Origin of the sequence: Brachyspira pilosicoli, assembly GCF_008016535.1 — a bacterium.
Classification (GTDB): Bacteria; Spirochaetota; Brachyspiria; order Brachyspirales; family Brachyspiraceae; genus Brachyspira; species Brachyspira pilosicoli_A.
The window spans coordinates 39,109-57,044 of the sequence record NZ_SAXY01000045.1; the positions used below are offsets into that span (position 1 = coordinate 39,109).

Annotated in this window: 15 protein-coding genes and 2 tRNA genes; 4 read left to right on the forward strand and 13 right to left on the reverse strand. The window is 28.0% G+C overall.

Annotation, left to right across the window (positions count from 1 at the left end):
• Window positions 1–6: 6 nt before the first annotated feature.
• The 3 genes from EPJ72_RS07315 to EPJ72_RS07325 are packed head-to-tail and all read right to left on the reverse strand — an operon-like array spanning window position 7 to window position 2,295.
• On the reverse strand, window positions 7–957 hold the full coding sequence (locus tag EPJ72_RS07315; protein ID WP_147731537.1) for a ParB/RepB/Spo0J family partition protein: 951 nt from the start codon (window positions 955–957) through the stop codon (window positions 7–9).
• 37 nt (window positions 958–994) lie between these two features.
• Window positions 995–1,501 carry a GNAT family N-acetyltransferase gene (locus tag EPJ72_RS07320; RefSeq protein ID WP_147731538.1) on the reverse strand — a complete coding sequence of 169 codons (507 nt, stop codon included), beginning with the start codon at window positions 1,499–1,501 and terminating at the stop codon, window positions 995–997.
• A gap of 29 nt (window positions 1,502–1,530) precedes the next feature.
• Window positions 1,531–2,295: a ParA family protein gene (locus tag EPJ72_RS07325; RefSeq protein WP_147731539.1), complete on the reverse strand. Its 765-nt coding sequence runs from the start codon at window positions 2,293–2,295 to the stop codon at window positions 1,531–1,533.
• 157 nt (window positions 2,296–2,452) lie between these two features.
• On the opposite strand from EPJ72_RS07325, the gene EPJ72_RS07330 reads away from it, so the two are divergent.
• The 3 genes from EPJ72_RS07330 (at window position 2,453) to EPJ72_RS07340 (ending at window position 7,070) form a co-directional block, all read left to right on the forward strand.
• Window positions 2,453–3,019, forward strand: coding sequence for a hypothetical protein (locus EPJ72_RS07330; RefSeq protein ID WP_147731540.1), 567 nt, complete (start codon window positions 2,453–2,455; stop codon window positions 3,017–3,019).
• Window positions 3,020–3,278: 259 nt separating this feature from the next.
• Window positions 3,279–4,643, forward strand: a complete 1,365-nt coding sequence (glmM, locus tag EPJ72_RS07335) for a phosphoglucosamine mutase (RefSeq protein WP_147731541.1) — start codon at window positions 3,279–3,281, stop codon at window positions 4,641–4,643.
• Window positions 4,644–4,835: 192 nt separating this feature from the next.
• Window positions 4,836–7,070, forward strand: coding sequence for a transglycosylase SLT domain-containing protein (locus tag EPJ72_RS07340; RefSeq protein ID WP_147731542.1), 2,235 nt, complete (start codon window positions 4,836–4,838; stop codon window positions 7,068–7,070).
• Here EPJ72_RS07340 and EPJ72_RS07345 read toward each other — a convergent pair whose 3' ends face one another.
• The 7 genes from EPJ72_RS07345 to trpB all read right to left on the reverse strand — a co-directional run bounded on the left by EPJ72_RS07345 (window position 7,071) and on the right by trpB (window position 12,178).
• Complete coding sequence (locus EPJ72_RS07345; RefSeq protein ID WP_147731543.1) at window positions 7,071–8,090, reverse strand: hypothetical protein; 1,020 nt, start codon at window positions 8,088–8,090, stop codon at window positions 7,071–7,073.
• A 9-nt stretch (window positions 8,091–8,099) separates the two neighbouring features.
• Window positions 8,100–9,383, reverse strand: coding sequence for an LptA/OstA family protein (locus EPJ72_RS07350; protein ID WP_147731566.1), 1,284 nt, complete (start codon window positions 9,381–9,383; stop codon window positions 8,100–8,102).
• A gap of 46 nt (window positions 9,384–9,429) precedes the next feature.
• Window positions 9,430–9,996 carry an LPS export ABC transporter periplasmic protein LptC gene (lptC, locus tag EPJ72_RS07355; RefSeq protein WP_147731544.1) on the reverse strand — a complete coding sequence of 189 codons (567 nt, stop codon included), beginning with the start codon at window positions 9,994–9,996 and terminating at the stop codon, window positions 9,430–9,432.
• Window positions 9,962–10,522, reverse strand: a complete 561-nt coding sequence (locus tag EPJ72_RS07360) for a KdsC family phosphatase (RefSeq protein ID WP_147731545.1) — start codon at window positions 10,520–10,522, stop codon at window positions 9,962–9,964. The genes lptC and EPJ72_RS07360 overlap by 35 nt, the downstream gene beginning before the upstream one ends.
• A 14-nt stretch (window positions 10,523–10,536) precedes the next feature.
• Window positions 10,537–10,609, reverse strand: a tRNA-Arg gene (locus EPJ72_RS07365).
• A 25-nt stretch (window positions 10,610–10,634) separates the two neighbouring features.
• Window positions 10,635–10,717, reverse strand: a tRNA-Ser gene (locus tag EPJ72_RS07370).
• Window positions 10,718–10,921: 204 nt separating this feature from the next.
• A complete protein-coding gene (trpB, locus tag EPJ72_RS07375) occupies window positions 10,922–12,178 on the reverse strand; it encodes a tryptophan synthase subunit beta (RefSeq protein ID WP_147731546.1) in 1,257 nt (418 codons plus the stop codon).
• A 163-nt stretch (window positions 12,179–12,341) separates the two neighbouring features.
• On the opposite strand from trpB, the gene EPJ72_RS07380 reads away from it, so the two are divergent.
• On the forward strand, window positions 12,342–13,718 hold the full coding sequence (locus tag EPJ72_RS07380; RefSeq protein WP_147731547.1) for an MATE family efflux transporter: 1,377 nt from the start codon (window positions 12,342–12,344) through the stop codon (window positions 13,716–13,718).
• A gap of 198 nt (window positions 13,719–13,916) precedes the next feature.
• Here EPJ72_RS07380 and nhaC read toward each other — a convergent pair whose 3' ends face one another.
• The 3 genes from nhaC to xylA are packed head-to-tail and all read right to left on the reverse strand — an operon-like array spanning window position 13,917 to window position 17,924.
• A complete protein-coding gene (gene nhaC / locus EPJ72_RS07385) occupies window positions 13,917–15,350 on the reverse strand; it encodes a Na+/H+ antiporter NhaC (RefSeq protein WP_147731548.1) in 1,434 nt (477 codons plus the stop codon).
• 21 nt (window positions 15,351–15,371) lie between these two features.
• Window positions 15,372–16,550: a trans-sulfuration enzyme family protein gene (locus tag EPJ72_RS07390; protein ID WP_147731549.1), complete on the reverse strand. Its 1,179-nt coding sequence runs from the start codon at window positions 16,548–16,550 to the stop codon at window positions 15,372–15,374.
• A 60-nt stretch (window positions 16,551–16,610) separates the two neighbouring features.
• A complete protein-coding gene (gene xylA, locus EPJ72_RS07395; RefSeq protein ID WP_147731550.1) occupies window positions 16,611–17,924 on the reverse strand; it encodes a xylose isomerase in 1,314 nt (437 codons plus the stop codon).
• Between the last annotated feature and the right edge of the window lie 12 nt (window positions 17,925–17,936).

Genomic DNA, 17,936 nt, shown 5'->3' on the forward strand with positions numbered 1-17,936 from the left:
TATCTCCTAATATTCTATTGTATGTTTAACAGAGTTAGTATTAATATTATGAACATTATCAAGTATATCCATTATTCTAGATAAATCATCAGCACTATAATATTCTATTATAATCTTACCTTCTTTACCTTCTTTATCTATTACATTAACTTTTGTAGAAAATATTTTTTCTAAATCGTTTTCTAATTTTTTTATATTAGGGTCTTTTTTATGTTCTTTTTTTATATTTTTATTTTGTGTATCATTATTATTATCTTTTACTATTTCTTTTTTTTCTTTTACTATTTTTTCACATTCTCTTACAGAATAGCCTTTTTCTATTATTTCTTTTGCAAATAAATCTCTCTCTTCATCATTGTCGCTAAAAGAAAGTATTGTTCTAGCATGTCCTTCTGTAAGTTTGTTTTCTAATATTAAATTTTGTATATTTTCATTTAACTCTAATATTCTCATAGAGTTTGAAATAGTGCTTCTGCTTTTACCAACTCTGTTAGCTAATTCTTCTTGTTTAATATTTAAATCATATATTAATTTTTTGTAGCTTCTTGCTATTTCTATTGCGTTTAAATCTGCTCTTTGAATATTTTCTACAAGTGTAAGTTCGAGCATTTTAGAGTCTGGTATATTTTTTAATACTAATGCTGGTACTTTATCTTTGTTTAAATATTTAAATGCTCTAAATCTTCTCTCGCCTGATATTATTTGATATTTACCGTCTTTTTCTCTTAATGTAACAGGGTTTATAAGTCCATTTTCTTTTATAGATTCAGCAAGCCCTCTAATTTCTTCTTCATTAAAAACTTTTCTAGGCTGATCTGGATTAACATCTATAAGTGATATATCTATTTCTAATATTCCATTTTTTTCAGCTTCTTCAACAGCTTTTTTTATTTCTTTATCGGTAGATTTAATTAAGGCATTCATACCCTGACCGCCAAGTCCGCCTTTTCTGCTCATATAAATCCTTTTAATTTTATTTAACTAATAAATTATATTAGTTATTTACAGCTTTTTCAAATTTAAAAAACTCTTCAGGTCCGCTGTTTATTCCTTCAAGTTTGTTATATTGATTATAAAAAGCAACTATATGAAAGCCGCATTTATTTACATAAAAATTAATATTGCGTTTTTCAAAATATGGAGTATAACATGTCCAAGTTTTTGTATGCGGATATTTATTTTCTATAGCTTTCCAAGATAAATATCCTATCTTTTTATTTTGATGTTCTGGATATATAAAAAAGAAATGAAGTTCATTATGATTAGTTTTATTATTTATTTCTACTATTGCTCCTCCAATTTTTTCATTATCAAGAACTAAATGATAAGAATGTACTCCATCTAAATTTAAAGATTCATCAATATCTTTCTCTTCTGGAATCTTATCTGATATATTTTCTCCAAAATATTTTTTAGCACCAAATATAAAAGATTCCTGTAATTTATTTTTAAACATACAAATATCTTCTTTTTTTAAATTTTCCAAAACAATATCATTCATATAGTAATTCCTAATACTAAAAAATATAATTATTTAGCTCTTTCTATAAACTCTTTTGCAAACTCTTTATAACTTCTAGCACCAATGCACTCTTTATCATAATCTGTAATAGCCTTTCCGTAAGAAGGAGCCTCACTTAAACGTACATTTCTTGGTATCATAGTTTTATAAGTTTTGTCTTTAAAATAGTTAACAACCTCTCTGACTACATCGTTACTAAGATTAGTTCTGCCGTCATACATTGTTAATAATACGCCTTCTATTTCTAGATTTTGGTTTAAATTCTCTTTGACTAAAGATATAGTATTATTAAGCTCTCCAACTCCGTCTAAAGCATAAAACTCGCATTGTATTGGTATAAGCACAGAATCACAAGCAGTTAAAGCATTTAAAGTGAGAATACCTAGGGTAGGGGGACAATCAATAAATATATAATCATAATTATTTTTTATTTTTTCTAAAGCTTTTTTTAATTTGTATTCTCTTCCTATTTCACTTACTAATTCTATCTGAGCACCTACCAAATCAGAATCCGATGGTATGAGATAAAGATTTTCTTGATATGTTTTTATTATTACTTGTTCTATATCAGCTCCTCCAATTAAAATATCATATATACCATATTCCATTTTATCTCTTGTAACACCTATACCCAAACATGCATTAGCTTGCGGGTCTATGTCGATTAATAAAGTTTTATATCCCATAGATGCTACTATAGAACTTAAATTAACAGCTGTTGTTGTTTTTCCAACACCGCCTTTTTGATTTACTATTGATATAATTTTAGACATATAAAATAACCCTTAAAATTATTATATTATAACAAAAGTATATATTTTATCAAGGTTTTTACAAAATTATAATATTAATAAAAATATATAATTTTATTTGCTTTAAATATATAATATATTATACTAATTGTAATTAAATTTTATGTAATTTCTAATTATGCTAAAAAAGATAATAATATACTCAGTTTTTACTGTTTTAATTTACAGCACATCTAGCCATAAGTTATTTTCATATTTTCCAACAGGTACAGCATTTGGTTTTTCTTTAAGATTTAGTTTTCCGCTTCAAGCTTCATTAGCAGTAACAGGTAAATTTGAAGGAATACCTTTTATGTTTGGAGGTACATTAAATCTTGGCATATCTAGTCAAGGAGCATCTTGGTTTGGTTTTAGTGCTAGTGCAGATTGGTGGGTATATACAACTAGATTAGGTCAATTAGGTAATTCTGATGTAATGCTATATCTAGGACCAGGAATAGAAGCCATTTTTAATTTTGGAAATAAGTATATAAATATAGAAGCTGATTTTAGAATACCAGTTGGAGTATCATTTATAGTAGAAAAAGATTGGGAAATATTTTTGCAATTAACTCCAGCTTTAAATGTTATATCTGTAGGAAATAGAGGGTTTGCTACATTTGGGTGGTATCCAGAAGATAGCGGTTGGGCTTTTGCTGATTTCTTTAGGTTTTATGGAGATTTTGGTTTTAGGTATTGGTTTTAGAGTATGGTATTAAATGTTAAAATAAGTAGATAGTAAAAAATATATTACAGTTTTTTTAAGAATATGCTTTAGTTAACATAATATACATTATCGGAAGTTATGTGTTTTTTTATTTCTATAAAAACTTTAATTATATACCTTAACTACATAAACTACATATCTTCCGCTCTTTCTTATATCTTTCTTGACAAAAGATTATTAATAAATTATCATATTTAAAAAATCAATAAATAAAAATAAATTATCGGAGTTCAATAAAATGCCAACTTTAAAAACAAGCATATCAGGAATTAGAGGAATTATTGGTGACGGTTTAGATATAAGCACTATAGTAGATTATACATCTGCATTTGCATCTCTTTTTCCAAAGAAAGCAAAAGTTTTAGTAGCAAGAGATACAAGAATAACAGGAGAATCTATATTGAATGCTGTTGCAGCTACATTGATGGCATCTGGAATAAATGTAATAGATATAGGAATAACACCAACACCAACTGCATTATATATGGTAGAAAAATTAAAAATACATGGCGGAATAATGATATCAGCAAGTCATAATCCTATAGAATGGAATGCATTAAAGCTTATAGGTAAAGGCGGACATTTTTTAGATGAAAAGGCAGTTAATGAGCTTATGAAGCTTTATGATAAAAAGGCTAAAAGATTTGTTAAGGCATTAGAGACTGGAACTTATCAAAAAATAGATAATGCCATAGAAGAACATATAAAACGTATTTTAAGATTTATAAATGTTGAAAAGATTAAAAAAGCAAATTTCAAAGTTGCTTGTGATTATGTTAATGGAACAGGATTATTTGCTACTCCTCCATTACTTAAAGCTTTAGGAGTTAAAGAAGTTTCTATAAACAAAGAACATACTGGTAAATTTGCCCATGTTGCTGAGCCTTCTGCTACAAGCATGAAAAGTTTATCTGAGTTAGTAAAGAAAAACAAAGTAAATATAGGATTCACTCAAGACCCTGATGCTGATAGACTTGCTTTAGTATTAGATGACGGTACTATAATAAGTGAAGAGTATACTTTAGCTTTATGTGCTAAATATTTATGGTTGTCTGGAAAAGGAAATGCTGCTGTAAATTTATCTACTTCTAGAATGATAGATGATTTAGCTAAAGAGAAAGGATATTCAGTTGACCGTACAAAGATAGGTGAAATAAATGTTTCTTCTCATATTGTAAAAAATAAATTATATTTTGGAGGCGAAGGAAACGGTGGTATAATAGTACCTGCTGTAACTCCTGGAAGAGATTCGCTTTTAGGTATTGCTTTAATATTAGAATTGATGGCTACTACTGGAAAAACTATAAAAGAATTAGTAAATGAAATACCAAAATATGAGATAGTAAAAGAAAAATTGGAAGTTTCAAAAATTGATGAAAATAATTTCTTAAAACAAATAAAAGAAAAATATCCTAAATCTAAAATAACAACTATAGATGGAATAAAAATAGATTTAGAAAACTCTTGGCTTCATGTTCGCTCATCAAATACAGAGCCTATAGTTCGTATTATTGCTGAGGCAAAAACTAAAAAAGAAGCTAAGGAGTTAATTTCTATAGCTGTTAGTATGATAAATAATAATAAGTCTAAAAAAAGCAAATAAAAAATTACAGCTGCCCTACTCTATTTTATTATTATGGCTAAATAAATGTATTGCAATTTTTATATTGTTTTAACAAGAAATAATTTTTAAAAAGTATTTAATAGTTATAAATAAATATTTTAAATAATATTTGCAAAAAGATAGAAAAAATACTAAAATACTATAGTTAATATAATATTTTAGTAGGTGTTTATGAAAAAGAATATTATTATTTTTGTTATACTTTTTGAATTAATTATTATAATAATGACTTCCGGATTAGGAGCCCAAGGAAAAGCAGAAATACCAGATATTGTATCAAAAAATAAAATAAATTATGGAAATGCATTAAAGCTACATAATGATAAACAATATAAAAAAGCATACACACAATTTACAAATCTAATTAACAGCAGCAATGACTTATTAATAAGAGATTATATTATATATTATGGTGCAAAAAGTGCTTTAAATACTAATATGTATGATGAGGCAATAGATTTCTACTCTAAACTTATGGAAGAATATCCAAGGTCATCATTATACCCTTTTGCTGAACAATATAAAGCATTAGCAGAGTTTTACAAAGATGATTATCCTATAAGCAATTTTTTTAATGGCAATAAACAAAAATGGATAAAAGAATTCGTTGGCTTAAGAGCAATGAGAGAAACTGATGATACTAATAAAGCCAAATTAATAGCATTAGAATTAACTAAAAAATATATAAATAGAGAAGCTTTAATATATTTAAATAATAATTTTGAAGAGGAAATATATAATTTTAATAATAATATAAAATATAAATCAGCAGTAGAGTTATATGATGCTGGGTATAGAACTGCTGCTTTAAAATATTTTGATAATCTTATAGAGCTCAATGCTTATAAAAATAATTCAATATATTATAAAGCAAGGATAAATCAATTAGCAGGAAACAGAGAAAGTGCTTCTACATTGTTTAATGAATATCTTGCTAATACTAACAATAAAGAATATAGAAAATTAGCAATTTATTGGAATGCAAATAATTATGAAAAGTTAAAGAATTATACTAAAGCAAGAGAGTTGTATAATACTTTTTTGAGAAATTATCCAAAGGATAGTTATGTACCAAGGATTTATAATAGTTTTATTAATATAAGTTTGAACAGCAATAATTTACCAGAAGCTAAAAAATATTTAACAAACGCCCTAAAAAATTTCCACAACAATAGATATACAGAACTTTCATTAAAGAGTTATTTAAGAAAGGCATTAAAATTAAAAAATAAAACAGAAACATATTATTCAATTAATGAATTAGACAAAATATATCCAAAATATAGACATGATTTTGTATTATCATGGTATATGTGGGCTGCTGAGGAATTGGGAGATACTGAAATAAGAGATAAGTATATAATGAAAAGCCTATTAGAAAGTAAAAATCCTTTTTATGTAAAAGGAGCTTTAAGTTTAGCAACGCCTGAAATGGTAAATTATATTTCTCAAAGCAATACTTACTATTTAAACGAAGCTAAAAAATATTATACTGATTCAAATTATACAAAAACTATGCAGATGCTTAATAATATTCAGTTTATAGATTATATAGTAACGAAAAAAGAAGATAATTTAGTAAAAGAAGCAAGAGCAATAGCAAAAAATATATTTATGCAAAACAAATTCGTTCAGGATTTTTATTCTAATAAAAAAGAAAATGAAATATTTAATGAATTATCTTTGCAGACAAGACAGGATGTTAATAAACCTATATTATTATATTATTATGGGGATATGGATAATGCATATAGAGAGTTTAATGGTATTTATCAAAAGACTCAGGTAACTTATCCATTATTTTATTATGCTGAGAAGATATATAAATCATCATTAAATACAAAGAGATTTATGCAGATTTGTGCTAATATAGGAAAGTATTTTGGATATAACTATTATGACAATGTGGATTTGCTTCCAGATGAGTTTAGAAAATATGTTTATCCTAGATATTTTGACGAATATGTTGTACCTGAAGCAAGATATTATAAAATAGAGCCAAATTTTGTATATTCTATAATGAGAGAAGAGAGTTTATTTGATGTAAAAGCAAAATCTTATGTTGGAGCAATGGGGCTTATGCAATTAATGCCTACAACTGCTGCTGCTGAAAACAAAAAAGCAAGATACAGATATAACCCTCTATACCTAACAGATGCTAAACAAAATATTAATATTGGTATCTCTCATTTAAGCTGGTTATTTCAAAGTCAAAATGCTAGTAATTATGCATTAGTTGCTGCTAGTTATAATGCTGGTTCTGGAAGGGGAAACAGATGGAAAAGAGAATATGGTACAAATAACATGTATCGTACTGCAAGATTTATAGATATAGAAGAAACAGAGTTTTATGTTGAGAGAGTAATGAGAAGTTATGAGTATTATAGTAGGTATTATAAAAATTAATTAATATTTTATACTGTCTTTATAATATTTTAGTCCTTTATATGGAGCTCTTAATTCATAATTTACAATATTATTGTACCAATCAATATAATTAAATTTTTCAACTTCCGACATAATGGAATGCTTTTCTTCTGTATGTATATCATATTTATTAAACATCATAGCAATAGTTTGAAGTATATAATAAGAAAATATATCGTTTAAAGTTTTGCTGTCAATTTTTACAACACCTCTTTGTGAAGAAAAAAGTTTATTATTAGAAAGAAACGGATAAGTGCTAATTACAGCTAAAGATTTAGTATTTTCAATGTTTTCATTTTCAAGTACTAACCTATCTACTACCCCACCCTCAGATATAGTCTTAGCATTAGCTCCTTTATAGTTTGCTGTTATAGGCATATTTATTATTATAAGATGTGAATCTATTTTAGAATCTTTCAAAGCACTCCCTATCACTCTCCAATACTGTGCCGTATACATAGCTACAATATCATCTCTTAGTAATTTTTTTCTATCTAGCAAAGGAGTGTTCCATAATGTTAATATATTTTGTTTAAAAGTAGGTGCAATGTTTGAGGCTAATTCTTCTAATGAAGTTGTTGAATTATCATAATCGAATAAAGTATTTAGACTGCTATAAGTTTCATTAGAGAGAGAATAATAAAGAATATTTCTAGCTAGAATACTATTACTTGTTTTTTTTATATCAATATAATCTTTTTTAAAAAGTTCAATATTCTTATTTAAAAGTTTTCTATTATTTTTATAAAAATCTTCAGCATTAATTCCTTCTTTTAATACATACTTTATTTTATAGCCTAATAAATTATAACTTAATAATGGAAGTTTTGAATTAAAAATATAGAAAAAATCGGATGGATTTAATGATATTATATCATTATCTTTAACATATGTAATATTTACAGTATATTCTTTATTTTTATTTAATGGTTTTATATTTTTATTACAAGAGAAAAATATAAATAGTAAAAACAATGTAAATAAGAATATTTTTTTCATAATTATTAATTACTCAGACATAGAACCGCTAACACCATATGCTTCTATTCTTTCTGTATCTATATAATATCTAATTTCTCTTCCTCTAACAATACTATTTTCTTGTGAAAGGTAAGGATTTTCTCCCCATAACCTTAAATATTTAGCCTTATCAAAATATGTAGCCCAAGCACTTTTTGAGTTCATATCCTTCATTTCAACATTAACATTACCATTAGCTCTTAATTTTTCATCGTCATTAAATATCTGCATAGTAACTGAAGTTATCTTCATGCTTCTATTTTCTAAATAAGCATGCGGAGCTCCGCTAATAGTAGCCACCTTAGTATCTGGATCAAGATGAAGTAAATCTCCCTCTAATGATATACTTTCATCATAATCTACCATAACAACATCATTGTGAAATATAATATCCCTAAACTTATCATCTCTTTTATATTCTATCCACTCTCCAAAAGATATTATTCCTCTATCTGGTATTCTAACTGAAGGCTCTTGATACATATATATATGCTCATTATCCATATCATATATAATGTATCCTCCTCTAAGTATCATATTCTCTTCAAAGAAATAAGCATTAACATTTCCATAAGCATATAAAAATCTATTAGTCTGATTTGCACCGCCCTTTTCATCTAAAAAAAGTCTATCTGCTGTTACAATATTATAATTACTCACCTTGCTGTTTTTATTTTCATTAGTATCATCACCCTGAACATAATCATTAGTTTGAAGTATATATATCTTGCTTCTGCCCATAACATTTGCAGTGGAAGTTTTGGCATTATACTCTAATATCTCTCCCTCTATTCTATCATTTCCTTGATAAAGTCTTGGATTTCCTTTTAATACAGAAATTTGTGTATCCATATCATAAGTTAGTTCATCAGAATATCCATCGGTTCTTCTATCGTTTTCTTTGTCTATATGTATAAGATGAACATTGCTTATGGCTTTTGCAACTGGCGTATTAAAATCTCTTTCCATAAGAGTGCTTTTTATTGTCATATTATTTGTAGATGAACGAAGTATTGGATTATTTCTAGCATATGCATATCTAGTTTTACCATTATAGCTTGCATATCCTGCATCTATTGTAGAGCCATTAGTTTTACTTAAAAGCCTTACTTTTCCTGTAAATGTAGCAAGTTCTGTTTCTTTATAAAAAGTCATCTTATAGCTTGTTATTAAAGCAGATTTATCTTCTAATCTGGAATTTCCAGTATATTGAAACACTTGATTTTTATTATCGTAAGTAAATTTATCAGCACTTCTTTGAGATTGAGGCATTAATGGAGATATTAAGATAAATAAAATTATCAATGAATAAAAAACTTTACTCTTCAGCAATTGGTACTCCTATAGCATCGCCTTCATCTTTTTCATTATATACAGTTATATTTTCCATAGATAAATCGCCCTCCATACTGCTTCCTGTAAGCCAGCTTCCATCTTCCTGCTCTACTCTAATTGGTACAGGGCTTTTGAAATGTCTTTTCTCATGATCATATTGTACATATTCTGTATATAGAGTGCTGTTATTAGAAGATTTTGCTACAACATTAGTAAATATTTCTGTATACAAAGTATTTTTATTTATTTTAGCAAACTCTCCTGATACTTTAGCAGCAACGGTACCATCAGCATCATAAGTATAATTACGAGAATCATACAACTCTATTAAAGCTTTACTATCGTAGAACTTAGCATTAGTTGCAAACATGTCCATTTGTTTGAAATTCGTAACATAACTTTCTCTTTTAAAACCATAAAATTCCATCTCAGGAGGACGTTCAAAATTATTATCTCCAGTATCTTGCCCTATCTTGCTGAAATCAGTGCAAGATATTATAGAAAATATCATTATATTAAAAAGAATAAAACTCTTTGAGAATCTTTTCATAATCTCCCCTAGCCTTTAATACCATATCTATAGCAACCCTTGCAGCACCATTTCCACCTTCTTTATCTAATACTATATTAGTAATTTTCTTTACTTCATTGATGGCATTTTTTGGTGCGAAAGAAAACCCAACATATTTTATTGGTGCTAAATCTATGATATCATCACCCATATAAGCAACTTCTTCATTTTTTAAACCATATTTTTCTATTAATGTCAAAAGAGGAGGCATTTTATATTCTTCACCCTGTATTAAATCTTCAAAGCCATGTATTTTAAACTTATCAAATCTGTTTTTCACACAAGCAGCCTTACTTCCAGTAATAATAGCAATTTTTATACCAGCTTTTAATGCCATTACTATGCCCATACCATCTAAAGTATTGAAAAACTTGCTTTCTATTCCATTATCATCAAATATAAGTTTTCCATCAGTCATAACACCGTCTATATCAAAAACAAATAATTTGATTTTTCTAAGTTTTTTAAGATTAATATAGTAGGAAAAAAAAAGTTTTAAATTCATGATTGTAATGTAATTGGGGCTTACAGGACTCGAACCTGCCCACCCGGTTTAGGAAACCAGTGCTCTATCCTGATGAGCTAAAGCCCCTTGTTTAAGGAAGCTAAAACTAAATCGGAGAGTGTGGGACTCGAACCCACATGGGTGTTAGCCCGGCGGTTTTCAAGACCGCTGCTCTACCAATTGAACGAACTCTCCAAAATTAAATATGAAGTGTATTATAACATATTAAAAATAAATTTCAAGTTTTATATATAAAAAATTATGTTTATAACATAAAACAAACATACTAATAAATAATAATATTTTATTTTTTAACTAATTTTTATATATTAACTATAATATATTTCTAATAAGTTATAATAATACCATATAAAAAATATTGCATATTAAAAATAATTTTTATTTAAAATTATGTATATCAATATTATTTTCTAGTCTATTTAATTCATCTTGTAAAAACTCTTTCCATCTCTTAGCTCTAAATATAGGAGAAGTTATAAAAATATCTTTATCTCCCCTTCCTGACATATTAACTATTATAATATCATCTTTAGAGCATTCCTTAGCATATTCTATAGCTTTAGCTCCTGCATGGGCACTCTCTAATGCAAATATAACTCCCTCATGTTTAGCAAATTCTCTAACAGCATTAATAGCTTCCATGTCTGTAGCACTTAAAAATTTAATTCTGCCTGTATCTCCTAAATATGCTAATTGAGGTCCAATTCCAGGATAATCAAGTCCTGCCGATATAGACATAGTATTTGATATTTCTCCATCCTCTTTTAATATAAACTTAGTTTTATATCCTTGAGCAATATGGTCTTTAGCATATTTATTATTCATCCTTACAGCATTCTCTCCAAGATTTGTTCCTATTCCGCCCGCCTCAACAGCTATTAATTCTATATCTGTTTTTTCTATAAATGGCTCAAAAAAACCTATTGCATTAGAACCTCCTCCAACACAAGCAATCATAGACTTTACTTTTAACTTCTTTTCTTCTATTTGTTTAGCTAATTCTCTTCCTACTATTGATTGAAAAGTTCTCACTATATCTGGATAAGGACTAGGTCCAACAGCACTTCCAAGCAAATAATGAGTGTCATCCAAATTTTTTATCCATTCTTCTAAAGCCTCATCAACTGCATCTTTTAATCCTCTAGCTCCTCTTTTAACAGATACAACATTAGCCCCATATAATTCCATAGATGCTACATTAGGCTGCTGCCTGCGTACATCTATATTACCCATATATATGGAGCATTCTAATCCTAATTTAGCACAAGCTGCAGCGGTGGCAATACCATGTTGCCCCGCACCTGTTTCTGCTATTATCTTTTTCTTTCCCATTCTTTTTGCTAATAATGCCTGACCTATAGAATTATTAATCTTATGTGCACCAGTATGAGCAAAACCTTCTAATTTTACATATATCTTAGCCCCGCCTATACTTTCTGATATGTTCTTGGCATACATCAATGGTGTAGGTCTTCCCAAAAAATCACTTCTAAGCTCTTCTAACTCATTTAAAAAATCTTTATCTTTTATATAAAAATTAAAAGCCTCTTCTAATTCTATTAATTTCTTTTCAAGTTTCTCATCTACAAATCTTCCGCCAAACTTACCAAAGAAACCGTTTTTACTTTTTGTCATTATGAACCCCTTTTATTGATTACTATATATAGTATTTTACCATATGTAGTAATTTTGTCAATAGTAATTATATAAATTTATATAAAAATTAATAATTTTAATAATTTAAATTATTAAAAAAATATAATATAATAAAAAATATCTAATTTTATTCGGATTTTGTATGCATAACGAAGTGACTTCTAACCCATTATATTATGAAAAAATACATAAACTTCTTTTTAAATTCGCCACACCAAGTATAATATCACTGCTCGTTGGGGCATTATATAACATAGTAGATCAAATGTTTATAGGGCAAGGAGTTGGTATAAGAGGTAATGCCGCTACAAATGTCGCCTTTCCGCTAACAACAATATGTGTATCAATATCTTTGTTTTTGGGTTTAGGAGGGGCTTCTTCATATAGCTTGCTTCTTGGAAGAGGAGAAAAAGAAAAAGCAGCAATTATTATAGGAAATACTGTATCTTTAGCATTTATTTTTAGTATAATACTTACAATAATAGTAAAAATATTTGTAAAAAATATAATGTATATGTTTGGTTCTACTGAAGAAGTATTAAGTTATGCAATAGAATATAGTTCAATAACTTCTACAGGATTTTTGCCGTTTATATTTTCAAGTATGATGAGTCATATAATAAGAGCAGATGGAAACCCTAGATATTCAATGATGTCTGTATTAAGCGGGGCTATTGCTAACACTATATTAGACCCTATATTTATATTTTATTTTAACATGGGAATATCTGGAGCTGCTTTGGCTACTATAATAGGTCAGTTTATATCTTTTGCTTTAACTTTTAAATATATATTTAAAATGAAAAATGTTACACTTAATAAAAAAAGTTTTATTTTAAAAAAAAGCAATGTTATTAAAGTTTTTGCTTTGGGTTTATCCGGAGGTTTTAATCAATTAGCTATGATGGCTGTTCAAATTACTATGAACAACACATTGAGCTATTATGGAAATCAATCCATATATGGAGGAGATATTCCTCTTGCTGTATCTGGAATTATAGCAAAAATAAATATGATTGTTATGGCTTTTATAATAGGTACAGGTCAAGGTTCGCAGCCTATAATAGGTTTTAATTATGGGGCAAGAAATTATAAAAGAGTAATAGACACATATAAGTTAAGTATATTTATAACTACAAGCATGGCTATTACAGCTTTTTTAATGTTTCAATTATTCCCAAGACAAATAGTTTCTATGTTTGGAGATGGAAGTGAATTATATTTTTCTTTTGCTGAAGAGTATATGAGAATATATATGCTATTTATGGTGGTTAATGGTGTTCAGCCTGTTACAGGTTCATTTTTTACTTCTATAGGCAAAGCATTTAAAGGAGTATTTATTGCTATGACTGGACAAATAATTTTCTTACTCCCTCTTATAATTATACTGCCTAAAATATTTGGTATAGATGGGGTAATGTATGCTGGTCCAATAGCAGATGCAATGGCTTTAATAGTTACTATTTTATTTATTACAAAAGAAATAAAAAATATTAAAAAATTAGAAGAGGATAAATAATAATTCTAATATTATTATAAAAAATATTTAAATTGTAATATAGATTTAATATCAAATAAAAGAATTTTATAACAATTAATAGTTAATATAATTACATTATTATACTTTAAATATTCAATTAATCGATTTTATTTTACAAAAATAAAAAAGAGCAGACATATATATCTAAAATGCCTGCTCCAATAAAATAGACCTAAATTAATTATTATTATCTTTTTCTTCTTTCAAAACAGGAACAGCAAATTTTAATTTAGGGAAAGTAAGTATATATATAAACATCACCACTATACTAACCAAATTAAAGAATGAGTAAGGCAAATACTGTAAAGTAGCTACACCTAAAGTAGATGCCATATAAACTCCTGTTACTGTCCATGGTACTATAGGTTCTGTTAAAGTTCCTCCCTCTTCCATAGTTCTTGATAATGCTGAAGGGTGTAATTTATATTTTTTATATATATCTTGGAATATAGGACCTAAAGTTAAAAAAGTAAATTGTGTGCTATTAACACTTGAATTAACTACAAGAGTAGTAAACCATGTAACTATCATCAAGCTTTTTACACCTTTTATAACTTTCAATAATAAATCCAATATAGTTTGCAAAGTACCTATTAATTGAAGCATAGAACCAAAAGTTAAAGCAGTTATCAAAAATAATACTGTAGGCATCATATTAACCATACCGCCTCTGTTTAATAAGTTGTTTAAATTGGCAGGTATTTGGTCTGCTGGTAAATTTGACATAGAAACATTAAATCCTGAAACAAATGCTTTTATTGAATTTAAAAAGCCAAAATCCTGAAATATAGCTCCTAATATCAAAGCTAAAAAACTTCCTAAAAACATAGTTATTATAGGAGATAAACCCTTAAAACTTCCTACAAAAACCACAACAGCAGGAAGCAATAATAATATATTAAAATTAAACATAGAATCTAAAGAATCTAATATCTCTTTAGTTTCTTTTACTGTTGAAATATCTATATTAGAAGAAGCAGTAAAACCTAAAGCAATAAATATAATGCTGGATATTATTACAGAAGGTATAGTTACTATTAGCATAGATTTTATGTGATCTATTAATTGAGCACCAGAACCCATAGCAGATAAAACAGTAGTATCAGATATAGGAGAGTTTTTATCTCCAACATAAGCACCGCTTATTATAGCACCAGCTATTAAAGGCAAAGGTACTCCTGTTGCATGAGCTACCCCTATAAAAGCAACTCCAGAAGTAGCAGCAGCTCCCCAAGAAGTACCAGTAAATATAGCAACAAAAGCTGTAACAACAAATGCTGTAAAAGGTATAAAAGAAGGGTTAATCCATTTTATACCATAATATATAAGCATAGGAACTGCACCGCTATATATCCAAGTACCAACTATAGCACCTATCAATATCAATATAAGAACCCCAAGCCAAGTATCAGCTATTTTCTTTACAAAAGCTTTTTCCATTTCTTCCCATTTATATCCTGCTGCAAAAGCTATAATACAGCATATAACAGTATCTAATATTAATAAAAACTCTATTGATATGCCATAATGCACTGTACCTATAAGAACTCCAACTAATATAAATACTAGCGGAAATATTTTTAAAAAAGTATTTATTTGTTTTTTTTCCATTTTATCATACTCCAATAAGAATTATTTTATATTTTTTAATGCCTCATCTAAATCAGCTATAAGGTCATTATAATCTTCTAATCCCACTGATATTCTCATAACTCCCAAAGATATACCCATGGCATCAAATTGTTCTTTAGGCATTTCTTTTAAATAACTTATAGCAGGAGCATATATGAGACTTTCATGTCCTCCCCAACTTACACCTATTCTAAAGCACTTCAAGCTATTAAAGAACTTCTTTATATCATCTAAATTATCAGAATTAATAACAAAACCCATAAGACCGGAAAAACCTTTCATTTGTTCTTTTGCTAATTCATATTGGTCAAAACTTTCAAGTCCAGGATACATAACTTTTTTAACTTTAGGATGATTATTCAAATATTTAGCAACAGCTAAAGCATTTTCCTGATGCTGCATCATTCTTACTTTTAAAGTTCTCAAACTTCTTAATATAAGCCAAGCCTCAAAAGGAGACATCTTAGCACCTAAAAATGCATGTTCTCTATCAAATATGGATTTAACATCTTTCTCTTTACCAACTACAACACCAGCAACTATATCACTATGTCCTCCAAAATACTTAGAACATGAATGAACTTCCAAGTCTATTCCCATTTCTAAAGGTCTTTGAAATATAGGAGTAGCCCAAGTATTATCTATTATAGTTTTAATATTATGTTTTTTTGATAAGGCAACAACCTGTTTTATATTTTGTAAGCTAAATACTGCAGATGAAGGGCTTTCTAAATATATTAATTTTGTATTTTTTCTAATAGCATTTTCAAAATCTTCTATTTTTTTACCCTCTACAAAAGTAGTTTCTATATTGCATTTTTCTTTTAAATATACATTCATAAAATTATTAGCAGGACCATAAACATTTTTTATAGATATTATATGATCTCCGCAATTAACATAATGAAGTATTGATGATGATATAGCTCCCATACCTGAAGCAAATAATTTAGCTCTCTCCCCACCGCATAAACAGGCTATTTTTTCTTCTACCAATGATACAGAAGGGTTATTTCCTCTTGTATATATAGAATTATTGAAAGGATCGTCAAATGCCTTATCTATTGCTTCCCAACTTTCAAAAGTAAATAAACTGCTTTGATATATTGGCGGTACAACAGGACCATTTCCTCCTTCCTTGTGATGAATTAATTTTGTTTGGTAAGATTGTTCACCCATAAAAATTCTCCTAAATTTATAATATTATTAATTTAAGTCTTAAATATTAATAAATAAAAATTATAGATTATAAATAAATTGATTTAATTTAGCCTCAAGTAATTCTTGATTTCCGCTTGGAAGTTCTTTTTCTTCTAAAGCAAGTGCATAATTATATAATTCTTCTAATGAAGTTGATTTGCTTTCTATTTTTGCTCCTATGCCGCTGTTGTAAGAACTGTATCTCTCTTCTATAAATTTATCGAAACATCCATCTTTAACTATTTTGTCAGCTATTCTTAATCCCCAAGCTAAAGTATCCATTCCCGCAATATAAGCATACATTAAATCATCCATAGTATGGGATGGTCTTCTTACTTTAGCATCAAAATTAAATCCTCCGTTTTTTAGCCCGCCATTTCTTATAATCTCTACCATCATTAAAACTGCATCATAAACATTAGTGAGGAACATATCTGTATCCCAACCTAAGAAAGTATCTCCATAGTTAATATCAACAGAGCCTAACTTTCCATGATTTCTAGCTACCTGCATTTCATGCTGCATAGTATGTCCTGCCAAAGTTGCATGGTTTACTTCCAAATTAAGCTCAAAATATTTGTCTAAATTATAATGATATAAAAACTCTAAAGTAGTAGCAGCATCAAAATCATATTGATGTTTTGTTGGTTCTTTTGGTTTTGGCTCTATAAAGAATTGTCCTTTAAATCCTATTTTCTCTTTATATTCAACAGCCATGGATAAGAAATAAGCTAAATGGTCTAACTCTCTTTTCATATCTGTATTAAGTAAAGTTTCATAACCCTCTCTTCCGCCCCAAAATACATAACCTTTAGCATCCAATCTCTTAGCTATATCCATAGTCTTTTTAGTTTGAGCAGCAGCAAATGCATATACATCAGCATATGGACTTGTAGCAGCACCATGCATATATCTAGAATTTGTGAATAAAGATGAAGTTGCCCATAAAAGTTTTTTACCTGTTTTAGACATATTTTCTTGTAGTAAATCTACTATCATATCTAATTTTTCATTTGTTTCTTTTAGAGTTTTATATTCAGGGGCTAAATCTCTATCATGAAAGCAGAAATAATTTATTCCCAATTTTTGCATAAGTTCAAATCCAGCCTCTACTCTCATTTTAGAAGCTTCTAAAGGCTCTTTGCCATTCCAAGGTCTAGTTGCAGCGGCTGCACCAAAAGGATCAGCACTTCCAGCTGCTAATGTATGCCACCAGCTCATTGCAAAAGGCATCCACTCTTCCATAGTTTTTCCTGATATAACTTCTGAAGCGTTATATTGTTTGAATGAAAAAGCATCTTTACTATCTTTTCCTTTGTATGACACTTTATCAACATTTTTAAAATATTCCATATTGCTATTAAC

Bases quoted from the DNA above. Each gene is read 5' to 3' on its own strand.
- nhaC (WP_147731548.1), bottom strand. From the start codon at position 15,350: ATGGAAAAAAAACAAATAAATACTTTTTTAAAAATATTTCCGCTAGTA.
- EPJ72_RS07330 (WP_147731540.1), top strand. From the start codon at position 2,453: ATGCTAAAAAAGATAATAATATACTCAGTTTTTACTGTTTTAATTTAC.
- glmM (WP_147731541.1), top strand. From the start codon at position 3,279: ATGCCAACTTTAAAAACAAGCATATCAGGAATTAGAGGAATTATTGGT.
- EPJ72_RS07340 (WP_147731542.1), top strand. From the start codon at position 4,836: ATGAAAAAGAATATTATTATTTTTGTTATACTTTTTGAATTAATTATT.
- EPJ72_RS07350 (WP_147731566.1), bottom strand. From the start codon at position 9,383: ATGCCTCAATCTCAAAGAAGTGCTGATAAATTTACTTACGATAATAAA.
- EPJ72_RS07390 (WP_147731549.1), bottom strand. From the start codon at position 16,550: ATGGGTGAACAATCTTACCAAACAAAATTAATTCATCACAAGGAAGGA.
- xylA (WP_147731550.1), bottom strand. From the start codon at position 17,924: ATGGAATATTTTAAAAATGTTGATAAAGTGTCATACAAAGGAAAAGAT.
- EPJ72_RS07380 (WP_147731547.1), top strand. From the start codon at position 12,342: ATGCATAACGAAGTGACTTCTAACCCATTATATTATGAAAAAATACAT.
- trpB (WP_147731546.1), bottom strand. From the start codon at position 12,178: ATGACAAAAAGTAAAAACGGTTTCTTTGGTAAGTTTGGCGGAAGATTT.
- EPJ72_RS07345 (WP_147731543.1), bottom strand. From the start codon at position 8,090: ATGAAAAAAATATTCTTATTTACATTGTTTTTACTATTTATATTTTTC.
- lptC (WP_147731544.1), bottom strand. From the start codon at position 9,996: ATGAAAAGATTCTCAAAGAGTTTTATTCTTTTTAATATAATGATATTT.
- EPJ72_RS07315 (WP_147731537.1), bottom strand. From the start codon at position 957: ATGAGCAGAAAAGGCGGACTTGGCGGTCAGGGTATGAATGCCTTAATT.
- EPJ72_RS07325 (WP_147731539.1), bottom strand. From the start codon at position 2,295: ATGTCTAAAATTATATCAATAGTAAATCAAAAAGGCGGTGTTGGAAAA.
- EPJ72_RS07320 (WP_147731538.1), bottom strand. From the start codon at position 1,501: ATGAATGATATTGTTTTGGAAAATTTAAAAAAAGAAGATATTTGTATG.
- EPJ72_RS07360 (WP_147731545.1), bottom strand. From the start codon at position 10,522: ATGAATTTAAAACTTTTTTTTTCCTACTATATTAATCTTAAAAAACTT.